The organism is Microbacterium sp. 01T413_2 (assembly GCF_056398985.1).
Genome location: NZ_JBFTQL010000002.1, coordinates 274,415 through 293,282, shown reverse-complemented (window position 1 = coordinate 293,282; position 18,868 = coordinate 274,415). Strand labels below are relative to the sequence as shown.

General features: G+C 69.9%; 15 protein-coding genes and 1 tRNA gene. 7 read left to right on the top strand and 9 right to left on the bottom strand.

Annotated elements, in window-relative coordinates; genetic code table 11:
- A partial coding sequence (locus AC1DMN_RS02655; protein ID WP_477383877.1) for a hypothetical protein occupies positions 1–186 on the bottom strand: 186 nt, incomplete at its 3' end.
- Positions 187–426: 240 nt separating this feature from the next.
- On the opposite strand from AC1DMN_RS02655, the gene AC1DMN_RS02650 reads away from it, so the two are divergent.
- The 4 genes from AC1DMN_RS02650 (at position 427) to AC1DMN_RS02635 (ending at position 3,801) form a co-directional block, all read left to right on the top strand.
- Complete coding sequence (locus AC1DMN_RS02650) at positions 427–1,119, top strand: phosphocholine cytidylyltransferase family protein (RefSeq protein WP_440734504.1); 693 nt, start codon at positions 427–429, stop codon at positions 1,117–1,119.
- Positions 1,120–1,215: 96 nt separating this feature from the next.
- Positions 1,216–2,214 carry a hypothetical protein gene (locus tag AC1DMN_RS02645; RefSeq protein WP_477229393.1) on the top strand — a complete coding sequence of 333 codons (999 nt, stop codon included), beginning with the start codon at positions 1,216–1,218 and terminating at the stop codon, positions 2,212–2,214.
- Between the two features lie 197 nt (positions 2,215–2,411).
- Positions 2,412–2,621 (top strand): hypothetical protein, encoded by a 210-nt coding sequence (locus tag AC1DMN_RS02640; protein ID WP_477229394.1) that lies wholly within the window; start codon positions 2,412–2,414, stop codon positions 2,619–2,621.
- Between the two features lie 73 nt (positions 2,622–2,694).
- Positions 2,695–3,801: a glycosyltransferase family 2 protein gene (locus AC1DMN_RS02635; protein WP_477229395.1), complete on the top strand. Its 1,107-nt coding sequence runs from the start codon at positions 2,695–2,697 to the stop codon at positions 3,799–3,801.
- Between the two features lie 42 nt (positions 3,802–3,843).
- Here AC1DMN_RS02635 and AC1DMN_RS02630 read toward each other — a convergent pair whose 3' ends face one another.
- From AC1DMN_RS02630 to AC1DMN_RS02620, 3 genes are all read right to left on the bottom strand, one after another.
- Entirely contained in the window at positions 3,844–5,298 is a 1,455-nt protein-coding gene (locus AC1DMN_RS02630) for a CDP-glycerol glycerophosphotransferase family protein (RefSeq protein ID WP_477229396.1), read from the bottom strand.
- Positions 5,295–6,605: a CDP-glycerol glycerophosphotransferase family protein gene (locus tag AC1DMN_RS02625; protein WP_477229397.1), complete on the bottom strand. Its 1,311-nt coding sequence runs from the start codon at positions 6,603–6,605 to the stop codon at positions 5,295–5,297. Before AC1DMN_RS02625 ends, AC1DMN_RS02630 begins: the two co-directional genes overlap by 4 nt.
- Before the next feature lie 127 nt (positions 6,606–6,732).
- Positions 6,733–8,214, bottom strand: coding sequence for a S1C family serine protease (locus AC1DMN_RS02620; RefSeq protein ID WP_477229398.1), 1,482 nt, complete (start codon positions 8,212–8,214; stop codon positions 6,733–6,735).
- A 98-nt stretch (positions 8,215–8,312) separates the two neighbouring features.
- Between AC1DMN_RS02620 and AC1DMN_RS02615 the strand changes: the two genes are divergently transcribed.
- The gene (locus tag AC1DMN_RS02615) at positions 8,313–9,521 is read left to right on the top strand and encodes an aminotransferase class I/II-fold pyridoxal phosphate-dependent enzyme (protein ID WP_477229399.1); all 1,209 of its coding nucleotides are present in this window, start codon (positions 8,313–8,315) and stop codon (positions 9,519–9,521) included.
- Positions 9,522–9,527: 6 nt separating this feature from the next.
- On the opposite strand, the gene AC1DMN_RS02610 is transcribed toward AC1DMN_RS02615, so the two are convergent.
- The gene (locus AC1DMN_RS02610) at positions 9,528–10,331 is read right to left on the bottom strand and encodes a carbon-nitrogen hydrolase family protein (RefSeq protein ID WP_477229400.1); all 804 of its coding nucleotides are present in this window, start codon (positions 10,329–10,331) and stop codon (positions 9,528–9,530) included.
- 139 nt (positions 10,332–10,470) lie between these two features.
- On the opposite strand from AC1DMN_RS02610, the gene AC1DMN_RS02605 reads away from it, so the two are divergent.
- Positions 10,471–11,259, top strand: coding sequence for a slipin family protein (locus AC1DMN_RS02605; protein ID WP_477229401.1), 789 nt, complete (start codon positions 10,471–10,473; stop codon positions 11,257–11,259).
- Positions 11,260–11,304: 45 nt separating this feature from the next.
- On the opposite strand, the gene AC1DMN_RS02600 is transcribed toward AC1DMN_RS02605, so the two are convergent.
- The 4 genes from AC1DMN_RS02600 to AC1DMN_RS02585 all read right to left on the bottom strand — a co-directional run bounded on the left by AC1DMN_RS02600 (position 11,305) and on the right by AC1DMN_RS02585 (position 16,710).
- The gene (locus AC1DMN_RS02600) at positions 11,305–12,384 is read right to left on the bottom strand and encodes an alkene reductase (protein WP_477229402.1); all 1,080 of its coding nucleotides are present in this window, start codon (positions 12,382–12,384) and stop codon (positions 11,305–11,307) included.
- Between the two features lie 149 nt (positions 12,385–12,533).
- A tRNA-Met gene (locus AC1DMN_RS02595) sits at positions 12,534–12,607 on the bottom strand.
- 48 nt (positions 12,608–12,655) lie between these two features.
- Entirely contained in the window at positions 12,656–15,565 is a 2,910-nt protein-coding gene (locus AC1DMN_RS02590) for a UPF0182 family membrane protein (RefSeq protein ID WP_440734514.1), read from the bottom strand.
- A 77-nt stretch (positions 15,566–15,642) separates the two neighbouring features.
- Positions 15,643–16,710 carry a YlbL family protein gene (locus AC1DMN_RS02585; protein WP_477229701.1) on the bottom strand — a complete coding sequence of 356 codons (1,068 nt, stop codon included), beginning with the start codon at positions 16,708–16,710 and terminating at the stop codon, positions 15,643–15,645.
- Between the two features lie 234 nt (positions 16,711–16,944).
- Here AC1DMN_RS02585 and AC1DMN_RS02580 point away from each other — a divergent pair, with 234 nt between their 5' ends.
- Positions 16,945–18,363, top strand: a complete 1,419-nt coding sequence (locus tag AC1DMN_RS02580; RefSeq protein WP_441976215.1) for a zinc-dependent metalloprotease — start codon at positions 16,945–16,947, stop codon at positions 18,361–18,363.
- The last annotated feature ends 505 nt before the right edge of the window (positions 18,364–18,868 follow it).

Genomic DNA, 18,868 nt, shown 5'->3' with positions numbered 1-18,868 from the left:
CGCGGCACTCGTCCGGGCCGCCGTGCGCTTCGCGGCCGCGGAACGCGCCGCTGCCGCCTGGGTTTCGGCCTTCACCCGCGCCGTCTGCGCCGTCGTCGCTCTGGCGCCGCCGGACGCGGGGCGGCGAGGCTTTGCAGGAGGAGAGGAATCCTTGGGCGCGCGAGGGTCGTTGGGAGCTCCGGTCATGCCCTTCACGGTAGCAACCGACGATGATGCGCAAAGGGCCGACGACCCGAAGTGACGGGATCCGACGCACAGGATGTCGCCCACGATGAACCTGGGAATGAACCGAGCAGTCGGTAACGGAATGGCATCGCACCCCCTCTGCCCATGAAGCACTCAGGGCAGATCGATACCATGATCTTCGGCACGAGGAAGTGTCCCATCGGTGACATAACCGTGAACACACGTAACAGGAGTATTTCTGTGACTCTTCAGACCATCATTCTCGCTGCCGGGATGGGCTCGCGCCTCGGGCGCTCCCTCCCGAAGCCGCTGACCGAGCTCAACGACGGGCGTTCGATCATGCAGCAGCAGCACGACAACATCCACGCCGCTTTCGGCGACGACGTGCGCATCACGACCATCGTGGGATATCGCGCCGAGACGATCATCGAGGCCTTCCCCGATGTGAACTACGTGCACAACGAGCGCTACGACCAGACCAACACCTCCAAGAGCCTCCTGCGCGGCCTCGCCGCCACGGGGCGAAAGGGCGTGCTCTGGATGAACGGCGACGTCGTGTTCGACCCGCGCATCCTGGGCCGCGCGATCGCCTACATCGAGCGCGACCAGTCCTTCGTCACCGTCAACACCGCCAAGGTGAGCGACGAAGAGGTCAAGTACACGGTCGACACCGAGGGCTTCATCAAGGAGCTCTCCAAGACCGTCAAGGGCGGCATCGGCGAGGCCGTCGGCATCAACTACATCTCCTCGCGCGACAAGCAGGCGTTCATGCGCCAGCTGCAGCGCGTGGACGACCAGGACTACTTCGAGCGCGGACTCGAGCTCGCGATCGTCGAGAACGGCCTGCTGCTGGAGCCGATGGACATCTCCGACCTGTACGCCGTCGAGGTCGACTTCGCCGAGGACCTGGAGCGGGCGAACCTCTTCGTCTGACGTTCCTACCCAGAGAGCCCGTGCCGCGACCGTCGCGCGCACGGGCTCTCTGCGTTGCGGGCGTTCTCGCAGGGCTGTCGACATAGGCTCTGAACCATGGGGCGAAAAGAAGGCAAGGGCGGCAGGGACGAGAAGACGATCCATCGGATCCACTCCTTGCCGGATGACGCGCCGTGGGCAGGCGGCCTCCCTCCGGCCGGGTCCTCAGAGCACCCGGCGCACATCCGCGGCCTCGACCGTGTCCTGGCCGTGCAGCGGCCGCTCGTGCTCGCGCACATCCGCAGCATCCGCCTGCGCCACCCGGATGCGACCCCGGCACAGATCATCACGCTGCTGGAGCGACGCTACCTCGCGGCTGTCACGACCGGCGGGGCAGCGGTCGGGGCGACCGCTGTGATCCCCGGGATCGGCACGGGCGTGACCCTTGCGCTGTCCGGTGTCGAGACGGCGGGCTTCGTCGAGACGACGGCGCTGTTCGCACAGTCGATCGCCGAGGTGCACGGCATCACGGTGACGAACCCCGACCGCGCCAGGGCTCTCGTGATGACCCTCATGCTCGGCAAGGAGGGGGTGGATCTGATCCGCCAGCTCGCAGGCCAGGCCGGCGGCAAAGGGGTGGGCCGGCCCGCCTATTGGGGCGAGCTGGTGACGAAGTCCCTGCCGCGAGCCGCCGTGGGGCCGCTCGCTGACCGGCTGAAGAGCATGCTCATCAAGCAGTTCGCCGGCATGGGCGGCGCATCACTGATCGGCAAGGCACTGCCGTTCGGCGTCGGCGCGGTGATCGGCGGTGCAGGGAACCACGTGCTCGGCCGCCGGGTGCTCGCCAGTTCGCATCGCGCTTTCGGCCTTCCGCCGCAGGTGCTGCCGGCAGAACTCGAACCGGTGCCGGGTGCCCAGCGCATCGAACGTCGGATCGCCCGTGGCGCTCAGCTGGCGGGATCGGCCGTGGTCGGAGCCGCCGGCAGCGCCGCGCGCGGCATCGGGTACGTCGGCCGCAGGGCCGTGGACTCGCTGCACCGCAAGCCTGCGCCGATCTCGGCCCCCGAGGCACCGGGGTCCGAACTGCACCCCACGGATCCGGACCGGGACGTCTGATCGATCCGCACAGTCGCGTGCTCGGACGAAGTCTGCACCGTCTCGGTGATCGCGAGGCGAGACGACGATTCTTCGTCGGCGCCTGCTCTTAGCGTGACGCCATGAACCGTTCCGCCGACCCTCCGCAGCCGCCTGTTCCCCCGCCTTCGTATCCCGTGCCCTGGCACGTCGATCGTCGGGACCGCACACACCCGATGGTGACGAACAGAGGTGCGGCGGTGCAGTTCGCCCGGGTCTTCGCCCGCACCTCGCGCGCTCCGGGGCGCACCCTCATGTGGGGACACGTCGAGCACGGCGAGCAGATGGAGGTGTGCCTGTGCGACACCGACGTCGACGACGTCGTCGTCACTCTCGCGTGGTTCCGCCCCGAGGACGGGCACGAGTACATCTGGCGATTCGTCGTCTGAGCCGTACCGGCAATCCGCCGCGCCCGGACGCTGCTCCCGCTGATCTCGCAGTCCGACATGAAAGGATCGACGAGTGACCCATCCCGAACCCTCCTCCTCCGACGCGGGCGCCCCGCTGTCCGGCGCTGGCGTGTCGTTCGTGATGCCGGTCCTCAATGAACGCGCCTACCTCGAGCACGCCGTCGGGTCGGTGCTCGCTCAGGACGTCGACGGGCCGACCGAGCTCGTGCTGGCGCTGGGCCCCTCCTCCGACGGCACCACCGAACTCGCCGAGCGCATGGCCGCGCGCGAACCACGGCTCCGGATCGTGCACAACCCCGCCGCGGACATCCCGGTCGGACTGAACGCCGCGATCCGCGCCAGCAGGTATCCGACGATCATCCGCGTGGACGCGCACTCCGAGCTCTCCTCCGGATACGCGGCGCGCGCCCTGGACACCCTCGAGCGCACCGGCGCGGCGAACGTCGGCGGCGTGATGCGCGCCGACGGACGCACCCCGTTCCAGGCCGCCGTCGCCCGCGCCTACAACTCACCGGTGGGTCTCGGCGGCGGCAGCTATCACGGCGGCACCAGGGAGGGCAGGGCCGAGTCCGCGTACCTGGGTGTCATGCGCCGCGCCGTCCTCGACGAGGTCGGACTGTTCGACGAGTCCATCCGGCGCGGCGAGGACTGGGAGCTGAACCTCCGGATCCGTCAGGCCGGTCACACGGTGTGGTTCGATCCGCAGCTCGCGGTGACCTACTGGCCGCGGGAGAGCTGGATCCGGCTCGCTCGACAGTTCCGCTCCACGGGTGCGTGGCGCGGCGAACTGGTGCGGCGCTACGGCCGCAGCAACGGCGTGCGCTTCTTCGCCCCGCCCGCGATGCTCGTGCTCCTGGTGCTCGCGGTCGTCGTCGGCGTGCTGCAGGCGACCGGGGTGCTCGCGGGCATCGGCTCGGTCATCGCGTCCGCGGTGTATCTGCCGCTCGTCGCGTATGCGCTGCTCGTCATCGCAATGGCTCTCACTCCCGCACGCCCCCACGATCCGCCCCGCAGCCCGCGGGAGCGGCTGTGGACCCTCGCGGTACTGCCGACCATGCACCTCTCCTGGGGACTGGGCTTCCTGATGGGGGTGCTGCGCGGCGCGCACGACACGGTCGACACCTCACGGCTCGGGTCGCGGAACACCCCGCTGCCCTGACCGGCGTACCTGCGCCTGTCTCCGACCGCGCCCGAGACGGCGTCAGGCCTCGAGCCAGCCGAGGTCCAGAATCCGGTCGACCACGCGGCCGGAGGCAGACCCGTCATCGCGTCCATTGAACTGCGCCTGCCAGGCGACGTATTTCGGTGCATGCTGGGCCACCGCGGACATGTCGGAGAGCGCCGCGACCAGCTCCTCCTGTGTGTGCAGGAGCGGCCCGGGCGCGCGTGCGGCGAGGTCGAAGTAGAAGCCGCGCAGCTTGCCCCGGTAGTGCTCGAAATCCGGCACCAGGAAGTACATCGGCTTGCCCGTCGCGCTGAAATCGAACATGACCGAGGAGTAGTCGGTGACCAGCGCATCCGCAGCGAGCAGCAGCTCCGCGGTATCGGGATAGCCGGTGACGTCGATCACGCGGGATCCGGCGTGATCGCGCCCCGGGCGGATCGTGCGGGAGTGCCCGCGCACGAGCACCACGGCGTCGGCGGCCGCGGCGAGCGCATTCGGATCCACGAAGTCGACCATCTCGGACCGGTCGTCGCGCCAGGTCGGCGCATACAGCAGCACTCGCTCGCTCTCGCCGATCCCGAGAGCCGTGCGGACGCGTGCGGCGTCGCCCGTGAGGAGCACGTCGTTGCGGGGATAACCGTCGACCCAGATCGGCTTCCGCAGGAACGCGTAGGCCTTGCGCAGCACGCGCTCCGCATAGGGGTTCTGCGCGAGCAGCACATCCCAGCGCCGCGACTCGCGGATGACCGCGAGCCAGCGCCGCGGATGCAGACCAGGGCGGTGCAGCGCCAGGCGCTTGAGCGGGGTGCCGTGCCAGGTCTGCAGCACGCGCTGGCCGGGCTTGCGGTCGAAGCGACGGCGCAGCCAGTCGTTCACCACGAGCAGCCGCGCGTCCGCACGCGCCCGCCACCACTCCGGCGAACCTTCGACGACGGCGATCGCCCCCTCGGGCACCGGGACGGAGAGGTCCACGACGCTCCAGTAGCGAGTCACGCGGGGTGCGCGTCGCGCGAGCTCGCGGTCGATCGCGCCGGGGTTGCAGCCGCTGGACTGCCCGTAGAACGACTCGAAGAACACCGCGTTCTCGCCGGCGCCCGGCAGCGCCGCGTAACGGCCCTCGAGCGCGAGGCGGCCCTCCGCGGTCTCGTAGGCGGGGTCGATAGGCGGCGCGATGCTCACGGTGCCGCTCGTCGCAGACACACGGAGCCCGGCGAGCAGCACGCTCCCGATCTCGAGGTCGTCGAGCGGGACGCCATCCACGGTCAACTCGTAGTCCCCACTCGGCAGCGGCAGCTCAGCCCCGCCCCAGCGCGAAGCCCGAAGCGGCAGTTCGGCGCTCCACGTGTCCGGACCGTCCTCGGCGACGATCGCGGCCGCGACAGCTCGGCGGCCGGCGAGCTCGACCTCGGCAGGCGCGGAGCCCTCCCCCGCGATCAGCAGCGCCTGCTGCTCCTCATCGACGCGGACAGAGGTGACGCGGGGGGTCGTCATGCGGTTCCCTTCGAAGCGGGGGTCGGAGATGCGTGGAACGCCGTCGCGGTGCCGGGCGTCGCCGCGCTCGTGGCGGCACCGGTGCGAGCGAGGATCGCGGCGAGCACACGGGCGGTGTTGCCGCCGTCACGATGCGCGTGCATGCGCGCGCTGAGCTCGCGGGAGAGGGCGGCACGGCGCTCGAACTCCGCATCCTCCAGCAGGGTCGCCTGCAGCTGCGCCGCCGCGTCGGTCCAGTCCGCAGCGGGGTCGGAGCCGGCGACCTCGGCGTACTCTCCGTAGAAGCCGCGCGAAGTGGCGTACGCGACCGGGTCCGGAGCGAGGTAGATCACCGGCATCGCGAGCAGCCCGACGTCGTAGGCCATCGACGAGTAGTCCGTCACGAGCACGTCGATCGCGGGCAGCACGGGCGTGATGTCGGGCACCAGCGCGGATCCGATCGTGCGAACGCGCTCCGACGGCGTGGGAGGGCGGTACTCCCCTTCGCCCAGAGGATGCGAGCGCACCAGCAGCACGCTGTCCGTGCGCTCGAGGACCTCGAGGATCCGCGTCCATTCCGTATCGCTCGGCACGGCGGGGTCTGGCGCTCCGTCGCGCCAGGTGGGCGCGTACAGCACCACGCGCGTGCCCTCGGCGATGGGGCCGACGGCGTCGTCGCGGCGCGCGACCGCGTCGGCACGACGTTCGGCCGGATCCCCGGCGGAGAGCACATCGACGCGCGGTTCGCCGGTCACGAGCACCTGCTGCACGCCCAGACCGAAGGCGGACTCCAGGCGCCCGCGGGAGCGCTCGGACGCCGCGGGCAGGACGCGGATGCGCCGGGTCTGCGCGCGGTAGAGCAGCCCGAGCAGCTTCTGCAGCGGCACGAAGCCGGGCAGGAACGCGCTCTGCACCGTGGCCGGGGAGTCGAGCCCGATGCGCTTGAGCGGGATGCCGTGCCAGAGCTGGACGAGATAGGCGCCCGATGTCGCGTAGCGGTTGACGTCGCCGAATCCGTGCGTGACGACGACCACGTCGGCACGGGCCGTGGCCCACCAGCCGCGAAGTCCGTTCTTCGGGATCGTGCGGATGCCGAGCGCTGCGGCATCGCGCTGCTCTCGGTCGGATCCGGTCAGCCAGAGCGGCTGCAGCCCCGCCTCGACCGCGGCCCGCCAGAGGGCGAGGGCGCCGTCTCCGATCCCCGCCCCGCAGCCGATCACCCAGCCGCGCCCGCGCGGGACGATCAGGGTCCCCACGCGTCCGAGCAGATAGAGCGGGATCCTCAGCAGCTTGCCGGCGTTGCCCGCACGGAAGGAGAAGGACGCCACCCCGCGAGCCTAGCGCCCTGTCGGCGGAGCCGACGAACGGATCCCCCGGGACCCAGACGAGGAAGGGCGCCACCCGCGACCGCGTCGCGAGGTGGCGCCCTTCTGCTTGGCAAGGTTCAGGCGCGGGTCACTGGGACAGCGTGCCCAGGGTGACCTTGATGTCCTGCGACTTCCCGCCACGGTTGACGGTGAGGGTCGCAGAGCTGCCGCCGGCGACCGAGCGCACCTGCGCGGTGAGGTCGCTGGCGTCGGTGATCGGGTTGCCGTTGAAAGCGGTGACCACGTCGCCGGCCTGGACGCCCGCATTCGCCGCCGCGCCGCCGCTCGTGACCGAGGCGATGGCAGCGCCCACGACCGTGGCGCCCTTCTGACCACTCGCGTCCTGCACGGTGGCGCCGAGCAGGCCGTGGGTGGCCTTGCCGTCGGCGATGATCTCGCCGGCGACGCGCTTGGCGATGTTCGAGGGGATCGCGAAGCCCACGCCGATGTTGCCGGACTGGCCCGACGACGAGGACGAGGATCCGGCGCTCGCGATCGCCACGTTCACGCCGATGAGCTTGCCGTCGCTGTCGACCAGCGCGCCACCGGAGTTGCCGGGGTTGATCGCCGCGTCCGTCTGGATCACGGAGATGGAGATGGTCGCCGCGGCGCTCTGGGATCCGGATCCGCGTCCGGGGATGTCGAACTGGAACGGCTGCTGCGAACCGTCCTGGTTCGGGCTCTGCTGCTGGTCGCCGTTGGAGCCCTGCGAGGGAGCGGCGGACGACTGGATCTGGATGCTGCGGTTGAGCGCGCTGACGATGCCGGTGGTCACCGAGTTGGACAGGCCCAGGGGCGCGCCCACGGCGACCGTCATCGATCCGACGTTGAGCTTGGACGAGTCGGCGAACTCCATCGGGGTCAGGCTCGAGCCGTCCTTCACCTTGATCACGGCCATGTCGTAGGTGGGGTCGACGCCGACGACCGTGGCGTCGAGGATGCGGCCATCCGAGGTCGTCACCCGGATCGTGGGGTCGGAGACCTCGCCGTCCAGCGTCACCACGTGCGCGTTGGTGAGGATGTGTCCGTCCTTGTCGAGCACGATGCCGGAACCGGATCCCGCGGCGCTGGATCCGGAGACCTCGATCGTGACCACCGAGGGCACGGTCTTCGCAGCGATCGCGGTGGCCTCCGACACGGACTCGGGGTTGTTCACCGTGACGGTGCTGGGCCCGGAGCTCGACTTCGTCGACGAGGAGTTCGACGAGGTCAGCGAACCATAGCCGACGGCTCCGCCGACGCCGGCGAGGCCGCCGACGAGGGCCGCAGCGATGATGATCGCCGCGATCTTGCCGCCGCCGACGCCGCTCTTGGCCCGGGACTCTGCAGCCGGAACCGTGGTGGCGGCCGCACCGAATGCGGCGCCGGCGTGCGCTCCAGGATGCCCGGGGTTCACGGGCTGAGTCGGGTGCGCCTGCTCCGGCATCGCGTAGGCGCCGGTGGGCGGGATCGGGGTGGTGGGCGCCGTGGTGCCATCCGGGACGGAGGCGCCCGGGGCGGCCACGCGGGTGGACGAGAACGACGGGGGCACGGAGTGCCCGGCGTCGGGGTGAGGCGTCTGCTCGTTCATGTCTGCTCCTTTGAACCTTGCCCTTACAGACTGACGGCCGTTTCTGTGTTTTTCTTATGCCGGCTGGGAGATTCCGCTATGGCGTTACCCTGGGCGGCATGGGAATCCTGCCCGGCGCCTGGCGCCGCACGGCGGCCGGCGCCGGTCTGCTCTCCGCAGCCGGTGAGGTCGCCCCTACCATCTTCGCCGAGATCTCCGCGCTCGCGGGCCGTACCGGGGCGATCAACCTCGGACAGGGGTTCCCCGACGAGGACGGACCGGCCGAGGTCCTCGAGACCGCCCGCGCGGCGATCCTCGCCGGCGCGAACCAGTACCCGCCCGGGCGCGGTGTGCCGGATCTGCTGCAGGCGATCGCCGAGCATCAGCGGCGCTTCTACGGCCTGGACGTCGATCCGGACCGCGAGATCTTCGTCACCGCCGGTGCCACCGAGGCCATCGCCGCGTCCCTCCTCGCGCTCGTGGACGGCCCCGAGGACGAGATCGTGGTGTTCGAGCCGTTCTACGACTCGTATGCGGCGATCGCGGCGCTCAGCGGCGCCACGCTGCGCACCGTGCCGCTGCGCCTGCCCGACTTCCAGCCGGATCCGGACGAGCTCGCGGCGGCGATCACGGATCGCTGCCGGGTGATCCTCGTGAACGACCCGCACAATCCCACGGGGGCCGTGCTGAGCGACGCCGTGCGGACCGAGATCGTGCGCCTAGCGCACCAGCACGACGCGATCATCGTCACGGACGAGGTGTACGAGCACCTCGCCTTCGCCGGTCCGCACGTGCCGATCGCGACCCTGCCCGGCGCGGCCGAACGGACCCTCACGATCTCCTCGGCGGGCAAGACGTTCTCGGTGACCGGGTGGAAGATCGGCTGGATCCACGGCCCCGCCGAGCTCATCACCGCGGTGCTCAGCGTCAAGCAGTTCCTCACGTACGTCAACGGCGGGCCGTTCCAGCCGGCGGTGGCCGCGGGCCTGCGCCTGCCCGACGCGTTCTTCACGGGCGCGGCGGAGCAGCTGCGCGCGAAGCACGATCTCCTCGCGGAGGGCCTGAGTGCGGCCGGCTTCGAGGTGCACCGCCCGGACGGCGGCTACTTCACGGTCGCCGACGCCTCCGCGATCGGAGGGGCGGACGCTGACGCCTTCTGCCGGGCGCTGCCGGAGCGGATCGGCGTCGCGGCGATCCCGCTCACCGCGTTCGTGCGCCCCGAGCACCGGGAGGACTACCGCGGCCTGGTGCGCTTCGCCGCATGCAAGCGCCCCGAGGTGATCGCGGAGGCCGCAGAGCGCCTGGCGGGACTTCGCGCGGGAGTGTGAACGGGGTCAGCGCGGCACGACCCGGTAGCGGCGCAGCCGCAGCACCGGGTTGATCTCGCGGGTGCGGGCGACGAGCGCCGCGTCCAGGTCGGCGACGGCGATCCCCTCCCCCGTGCCGACCCCGGCGACCGTGACGCCCTGCGGATCGATCACGGCCGAATGCCCCACGCCGACCGGCGTCGGGTGATCGGCCGCGACGACGTAGGCGGTGCTCTCGATCGCGCGCGCCGCCAGCAGCGTGTTCCAGTGGTGCTCCTTGAGCGGGCCGCGCACCCACTCCGCAGGCACCACGAGCGCCTCGGCGCCCGCGTCGACGAGGGTGCGGGCGACCTCGGGGAAACGCAGGTCGTAACAGGTCATCAGCCCGAATGTCATCCCGTCGACGGTGAAGGTCGCGGCATCGCCGAGCTCGCCCGCCTCGATCCAGCGCGACTCCGACTGACCGAACGCGTCGTACAGATGCTGCTTGCGGTAGACGGCGAGCAGCCCCGTCCGGTCCACCGCGACGAGGGCGTTGCGGATCCGTCCTGCACCTGCCCGCTCGACCAGACCCGCGACGATTACGACCCCGTGCCGGTCCGCGAGCTGCCGCAGCCGACCGGTGAACGCGTCGTCCAGCTCCTCCGCGTTCGCGGCGAGGCTCTCGTCGAGCGAATCCACGAAATAGCTGGAGTACTCCGGCAGCACGATCAGCCGCACCCCGCGTCCGGCGGCCTGCGCGACGAGGTCGCCGATCTTCTCCCGGTTCGCCGCACGGTCGGCGACAGGCGCGAACTGGCACACGGCGACGGAGACGGTGACGGCGGTCATCGCTCCATCATCGCTCACCTCGAGGCATGGACAGAACGCCCACCCGAAGTGACCCGAACCGGCGATGCGCGCCACGGGCAGGAGGACAATGGAGGCACTGGCCCGCGGCACGTCACCGGGGCCGGAGGAGGCGGTTCCCATGACCCCGCTCGTCGTCCTCATCGTCGTCGTGATCCTCGCGGTCATCGTGTTCTTCATGTCCGCGCGCATCGTGCGGCAGTACGAACGCGGTGTGGTGCTGCGGTTCGGGCGCCTGCACAACCTGCGCGAGCCGGGGATCCGGTTCATCTTCCCGATCGTCGACGTCATGATCAAGGTTCCGCTGCGGATCGTCACACTGCCGATCCAGTCGCAGGGCATCATCACCAAGGACAACGTGACGGTGGGCGTCTCAGCCGTGGCGTACTACCGGGTGGTCGATCCGGTGAAGTCGGTGATCGCGATCGAGAACGTGCGCTCCGCGATCGACCAGATCGCGCAGACCACACTGCGCAAGGTCGTCGGCCAGCACCACCTCGACGAGACCCTCTCCGACACAGCGGCGCTGAACGTGAACATCCGCGAGATCCTCGACGTCACCACGGTGGACTGGGGCGTGGAGGTGACGCTCGTCGAGCTGAAGGACATCCTGCTGCCCGACTCGATGAAGCGCGCGATGGCGAAGCAGGCCGAGGCCGAGCGCGAGAAGAGGGCGAAGATCATCGCCGCCGAGGGCGAGGCGCTCGCCGCCGCCCAGCTAGGCACCGCATCCGACACGATGATGTCGCACCCGCTCGCGCTCCAGCTGCGGACCCTGCAGACGCTGGTGGAGATCGGCGTCGACAAGAACACGCTCGTAATCGTGCCCGCCCCGCTCGTGAACACGATCGGGGAGGTCATGAACATGATCGACAAGGAGGCGGCGGTCGCGCAGGTGCGCGCGCACTGAGCGGCCTCGGAGGACGGCACCCGCGGCGCCGCCCTCCGGACACTGTCACGCGATGGGTTCGAGCGCCGGGTAGTCGATGTAGCCCTCCGCCGTGGCGCCGTAGAACAGCTCCGGTCGCGGCGCATTGAGCCCGGCGTCCTGCGCCCACCGTGTCGCCAGGTCGGGGTTGGCGATGACGGGCCGACCGACGGCCACCGCATCCGCCCATTCCTCGGCCACGAGCATCTCCGCCTCCTCTTTGACGGTCACGGCGGTGAATCCGGAGTTGACGATGAGCGGCGCGCCCGCCGCGCGACGGATGTGCTGCACGATCTCCGCCGTGGGCTGCGCGTAGAGGACGTCGATGAAGGCCAGGTCCAGGGGCGCGAGGCCCTGGGCGACCGCCGTGTACACGGCCCAGGCGTCGGCGTCGTCCTGCTCCAGCACCCCCTGGATGTTGTGCTGCGGCGACAGCCGGATCCCGGTCCGCTCGACGCCCACGGCGTCGGCGACGGCGCGCGTGACCTCGACGGCGAAGCGTGCTCGGTTCTCGGCAGAGCCGCCGTAGCGGTCCTCACGGGTGTTGGACGCCGGTGAGAGGAACTGATGCACCAGATAGCCGTTCGCACCGTGCACCTCCACCCCATCCATCCCGGCAGCGATCGCGTTGCGGGCCGCGTCGGCGAACTGGGCGATCACCTCGGTGATCTCCTCCTCGGTCAGCGCGTGCGCGACCGGCAGCTCGGCCTTGCCGTGAGGGGTGTGCGTCTCCCCCGGCGCGGCGAGCGCACTGGGGCCGACCACGCGCGGTTCGCCCGAGATGTCGGGATGGGAGATCCGGCCGCCATGCATGAGCTGCATGACGATCGTGCCGCCTGCCGCGTGCACGGCATCGGCGATCCGCCGCCAGCCGTCGATCTGCTCGGGAGTCACGATGCCCGGCTGCCCCGGATACGACTTGCCCTCCGCGGACGGCCAGGTGCCCTCGGTCAGGATGAGCCCCTGCCCGGACCGCTGCCGGTAGTACTCCTCCATGGTCGCCGTCGCCACGCCATCCGCCCGGGCACGAGTGCGGGTGAGCGGGGCCATGACCACGCGGTTGGACAGCTGCAGGGCGCCGAAGACGGCGGGTTCGTAAAGATTCACAAGGAGGGTAAGGCGCGGCCCTCGCACGATATTCCGATACCGGCATGCGGATCGCCTGGGCACCGGATCGCGGCCCTCGGAACGACTCACGATCGCCGCATGACGAAGGCCCCCTGATCAGATTTCCCTGATCAGGGGGCCTTCTCTTGTTGCGGGGACAGGATTTGAACCTGCGACCTCCGGGTTATGAGCCCGGCGAGCTACCGAACTGCTCCACCCCGCGGCACAAGGAATAGCCTAACACGGGAATCGGCAGTGCGCGAATCGAGCGCTACTTCGTGGTGGTGCTGCCGCTCCCCTCGAGCTCGATCAGCCGGTTCACGGCGTCGGTGAGCTTCTGGTCCTGCACGGCGAACTCCGAGAGGTTCCCCGCCTTCAGCGCGGCGTCGCGCGCGACCATCGCCGCCTTCGCGTCCGCCAGGGCGGACTGGAACGCCGCGTCGCCGGTGGGCGGCGTGGTGCCGGTCCCCGTCCCGGGGGTCGGCGTCGGAGTGGGCGTGATGTTGTTGTCACCGCCCGCGGCGCCCGAGTCGCCGCCGAACAGCTGGTCCAGCGCCTCGGTGAGCGTGTCGGCGAAGGCGATCTTGTCGCCGAAGGCGACGAGGATCTTCTGCAGACGCGGCACCTGGGTGCCACCGGACGACTGCACGAAGACCGGCTGCACGTACAGGAACCCGCCGCCGACGGGCAGCGTCAGCAGGTTGCCGTGGGTCACCTTCGACTGCCCCTGCTTGAGCAGGTTGAGCTGCTGGCCCACGGTCGGATCCGAGTCGAACGAGTTCTGCACCTGGCCGGGGCCCGGCACCGTGGTGTCGGCGTCGATCTCCAGCATGCGCAGCTTGCCGTAGGAATCCGATTTCTTCCCCGCGGTCGAACCGGCATCCGCGTCGACGGACAGATAGCCCATCAGCACGTTCCGGCTGTTCGATCCCTGCGACGCGGGGATGAAGCTCGTGTACATGGAGAACTGGGACTGCTCCTGCCCGGGCATCTTCATGGTCAGGTAGTACGGAGGCTGCAGCTCGGGGTTGGCCGAATCGCTCTGCGGGTCGTTCGGGGTCTCCCAGAGGTTGTCCTGCCGGGCGAACGAGGCCGCGTCGTTGACGTGATAGGTGCCGAGCATCGCGCGCTGCACCTTGAACAGGTCGGTGGGGTAACGCACGTGGCTCATGAGCTGCGCCGACATGTCGCTGATCGGCTTGAGCGTGGACGGATAGATCTTCTGCCAGGTCTTCAGCACCGGGTCGGTCGGATCCCACGCGTACAGGGTGACCTTGCCGTCGTAGGCGTCGACGGTGGCCTTGACCGAGTTGCGGATGTAGTTGATGTCGTCCGTCACGAAGCCGGGCTGGGTGTTGACCGAGTCGCTGATCGCCTTGGGCAGGTTGACGGTGGTCGAGTACGGGTAGCTCGAGCTCGTGGTGTAGCCGTCCACGATCCACACGATCCGGCCGTCCACGATGCTCGGGTACGGGTCGCTGTCCAGCGTCAGGTACGGCGCCGCCTTCTGCACTCGATCCTTCGGTGCACGGTCGTAGAGGATCTGGGAGTCCTCGTTCACGCTCTCCGAGAACAGGATCTGCTCGGACTGGAACTTCAGCGCGTACAGCAGCTTCGTGAAGAAGTTGCCGACCCGCGGTCCGCCGTCACCCGTGAACGTCGTCTTCGTCTGGTTCTCGCTGGAGTCCTTGCCGCGCGGATAGTCGATCTCGACCGGCGCGGTGCCCTTCGGCGCTCCCACGATCGAATAGGCCGGCGAGTTCTCGCCGAAGTACACTCGCGGCTCGAACTTCTGGGCGTCGGTCAGCGTGCCCGAGGTCGGGATGCCCCGCTCCAGGAAGACCGGCTCCCCGTCGTCGGTGCGCTTGTTGCCGGCGGCGGCGACGAGGCCGTAGCCGTGCGTGTAGACGAGGGTGTTGTTGTTCCACGTCGGGCTGCCGATGCGGTCCGTGTCGATCTCGCGGACGGCGACCACCGCATCCTGGGTCTTGCCGTCGATCGTGTAGCGGTCGACGTCGAGCTTCGACGGGAACTTGTAATAGCTCCGGTACTGCTCGAGCTGCTGGAACGTCGGCCCGATCACATTCGGATCCATGATGCGGATCGACGCCGTCGTGTCGGCGTCGCTGCGCAGCTGCCCCGACTCGGCCGTGGTCTGCGCCTTGAACGGGGTGGTCTCCACGCCGTTGATCCCGTAGGCCGCCTTGGTGGCGGTCAGGTTGCGCTCGTAGTACTGCGCCTGCAGCTGGTTCTGGTTCGGCTTCACCTGGAAGGTGTTCACCGCCCACGGATAGGCGATGCCGAGCACGAGGGCCGCCACGATGAGCAGCGCGGTCGCCGCCAGCGGGAAGCGCCAGTGCCCGATCACCGCGGTGACGAAGAAAAGCACGGCCACGAGCGCGGCGATGATCGCGAGGATCGACAGACCGGGGATCACCGCGTTGACGCCGGTGAAGGCCGCACCCGTGATCTTGTCCTCAGTGGTGGTGAGCGTCTTGTAACGGTCCATCCACAGGCTCACCGCCTGGGTCAGCAGGTAGACGCCGGCGATCACGGCCAGCTGCACACGGGCCGCCTTGGAGATGCGCAGCTCCCCCTGGCCGATCCGCACCGAGCCGTACAGGTACAGCACGAGCGCCGACACCAGCAGCGACAGGATCAGCACCGCGGAGATGAAGCCGAGCAGCGCCTCGTAGAAGGGCAGGTCGAACAGGTAGAAGCCGGTGTCCAGGTGGAACTGGGCGTCCTTCTGGCCCGTCGCGGTGCCGTTGGCCCACTGCCACACGGTCTCCCACTGCCCCGCGGCGGCGAAGCCGGCGAACAGGCCGAAGAAGACCGGCATCCCCCACATCGCCAGGCGACGCAGCGGCTCGACGACCTCCTGGTACCGGTCCAGCTGCGAGCTCAGCCGCACGTAGACGGGCCGCATCCGGTAGGCCAGCTGGATGGCGATGAACATCGGCACCGCCATGCCGAGGAAGCCGACGACGAACATCGTCGCAGTCGCGATCCAGCGGGTGGTGAGCACGCCGGCGAAGTTCAGCTGGTCGTACCAGAGGAAATCGGTGTACATCGATGCGAACACGAAGAACGCGGCGATGAGCACGGCGAGGATCACCACCGTCGCGAGGACGATGCGTCGGGCAGTACGGGGCGCGGCCGGTGCGGGTGAGGTGGTCACCGTCCCATCCTAGGTCGGCGCTTTGTCGAGATCCCGAGCCGCGGGCGCCCCGGCTTCGCCCGTCGCGAACGCGCGGGCTACTTCTTCAGGTCTGCCGCCGTGCACGTGGGCAGCGCGGCGACGTCTCCCCCGTCGGCGATGACCTTGAGCGCATCGAGCGACTGCTCCAGGGTGTCGGTGCGCACCACCGTCAGCCCGGAGGGGACATGGCCGTAGACCTCGTCGCAGTTGGACCCCGGCGCGAGGAAGTAGTCCGCGCCGGCCGCGCGCGCACCGTAGAGCTTCTGCCGGATGCCGCCGATCGGGCCGACCGTGCCGTCCGCGGTGATCGTGCCGGTGCCTGCGACCTGCTTGCCGCCGTTGAGGGCCCCGGGGGTGAGCGTGTCGATGATGCCCAGCGCGAACATCATGCCGGCGCTCGGACCGCCGACGTTGTCCAGCTGCAGCTTCACATCGATCGGGAAGTCGTACTTCTGCTGCAGCGTGATGCCGAGCAGCCAGCGGCTGCTTCCGCTCTGGACCTGCTTCTTCGGGGTGACCGAGACGTCCTGCCTCGTGCCATCGCGTTCGATCGTGAGCGTGACAGGAGATCCCGCCGACTGCTGGATCTCCGCCCGGACCGCGTCCGTGTCCGACGGATTCGCGCCGTTGACGGCGATGACCGCATCTCCCGCCTTCAGGATCCCGTGCGCGGCGCCGTCGTCGGTGACCGAGGCGACCTGGATCGTGACCGGCACGTCGTGGCCGAGTTCACGCAGGGCTGCGGCGGTGGCCTCCTGCTGCGAGTCGACCATCATCAGCTGGTTCGCCTGATCGCGCTGCGTCGTGGTGACGCCCTGCGGGAAGACGGCGTCGACCGGCACCACGGCCTTGGACGGGTCGAACCAGGCCAGCACGAGCTGCATCCACGACGGCGGGTTCTCCCGGTTGCCCACGACCTGCACGGTGGTGAGATCCAGCGCACCCTGGGTGGGATGGGTGTCGGCGCCCGTGACGGAGATCAGCCGCACGGACTTGCCCTTCGCGTCCTTGACCTCGCCAAGAGTGTTGAAGACCGGTCCCGGCTGCTCGATGACATACGGCAGCGGGAGGAAGGTCAGCACCAGCAGCGCGACGAGCGACACGATGAACGCGATCAGCCCGATCCGGGTGCCCCGGGGTGCACGCCGCCGCCCGCGCGTCGCTCCCGCGTCGGATCCTCCGCGCCCGGTCTGCTCGGGATCGCTCGGCGCGGGACTGATCGTCACAGGGCCTCCAGGCCGGGGGTCTGATGCTCGTTCGCGAGCGGCGTACAGCGGAGCGGTCCGTTCCCGGCGCATCCTGTGGTGGTGCAACTAGCGTAGTCAGCACGGGCTATACACGTGCTGAGAGGGCTCCCGATGGCTGAGAACGACCCGAACTCCGACGACTTCCTGCAGTTCCTCCGCCGTATGCTCGGCGGGTCGGCGGATGACTTCGACCTGAGCGCCCTGCAGGGCATGCAGGGGCTGAACCTCGACCCCGCGATGATGCAGCAGATGATGCAGCAGATGCAGGGCGCCATGAACGGCGACCCGTGGGAGACCACGCTGCGGCAGGCGCTGCACATCGCCAACCGTGATGGTCAGGGCATCGACACGGGCTCCCGCGCGTCGATCGCCGACGCCTTCGCCCTCGCGGATCTCTGGGTCGGCGAGGCGACCACGATCTCCGAGCTCGGCTCCGCCCCGCGCGCCCTCACGCGCGGCGAGTGGGTCGAGCAGACCCTTCCGGTATGGAAGGAGGTCGCCGCCCCGGTGTCCACGAGCATCGCCGACGCGCTGATGAGCGCGCTCGAGGGCCAGACCCCCGAAGAGATGCAGGGCATGGTTCAGGGCGCAGGGCGCCTGATGCGCGGCATCGGCAGCTCGGTGTTCGCGATGCAGTTCGGTCAGGTGCTGGGCAACCTGTCGCTCGAGGTGGTCTCCGGCGGCGACGTGGGCATCCCCGTGCTGCCGGCCGGCACCGCGGCTGTCATCCCGCAGAACCTCGCTGCATTCGGCGAAGGGCTGGAGATCCCGGAGGATCAGATCGCGCTGTACCTGGCGGCCCGGGAGATCGCGTACGCCCGGCTGTACCGGCACGCGCGCTGGCTGCACCTGCACGTGATGACGCAGATCACCGAGTTCGCGAAGGGCGTGACGGTCGACGTCGACAAGCTCGAGGACGTCGCCGGCCGGCTCGATCCGTCGAACCCCGAGGAGCTCCGCGAGGCGATCGAGGGCGGGGCGCTGCTGCCAGAGCTGTCGGATGCACAGCGAGAGGCGCTGGAGCGGCTGGAGAACCTCATCGCCACCATCGACGGCTGGGTCGACGTGGTCACCACCCAGGCCACCTCGCGGCTGCCCGACAGCGTTCGGATCGCCGAGGCGGCCCGCCGCCGTCGCGCGGCGGGAGGCCCCGCAGAGGACGCGCTGGGCGCCCTGGTCGGGCTGAAGATCCGGCCGCGCCGGCTGCGCGAGGCCGCCGCGATGTGGCGGGCCGTCACCGAGGCGGTCGGCGTGGAGGCCCGCGACGCGCTGTGGGACTATCCCGACCTGATGCCGGATGCGTCCGACATCGATGATCCGGCCGCGCTCGTGGCGCGGCTGCAGTCGCGCGCACGGGGCGAGCAGCCCGCGCCCGACGAGATGGACGAGGCGCTCGAGCGGCTGCTGAACGGCGAGGACTTCGGCGATCCGGAGAAGTCGGATGATCCCGGGGCCGTGAACGGTTCCGAGGATGACGGATCGGGCGAACCGGACGGCTCCGGCGATGGGTCCGACGAGAAGCCGGTCTGACCGAGTTCTCCACCGATCGCGCATCCGGCCTCCAGGCAAGGTCGTGGACCGGTCATGATCGGGGCATGTCCACGATCCGACTCGATCCGGCGCACCCCGTGCTCTGGCGCGACGCCGACACCGTGCAGCTCGGCGCCGACCCGGCGCTGACACTGCACGTGGAAGCGCCGTGGATCCCCCGCATGCTGCAGGAGCTCGCGCACGGGATCCCCGCCCGCGCGTTCGAGGTCGTCGCCCACGGAGTCGGCGCGCCGCTGCCCGCCGCCCGAAGACTGCACGCCCAGCTGGAGCCGGTGCTCGTCGAGGTGGTCCCCCGGGCCGCGACACGGCTGGCGCCGTCGCCCGTGGTCGGGGCCCGCACGCTGCTCCGCCTCGAGGAGGCGCTCGCGGATGCCGGCGTCGATGTCGTGGACGACACGGACACGGTCGCGGTGGTCGTCCGGCACGGGGCCGTAGCCGCGCGCGACGCCGCGGCGATGCTGGCAGACGATCTGCCGCACCTGCC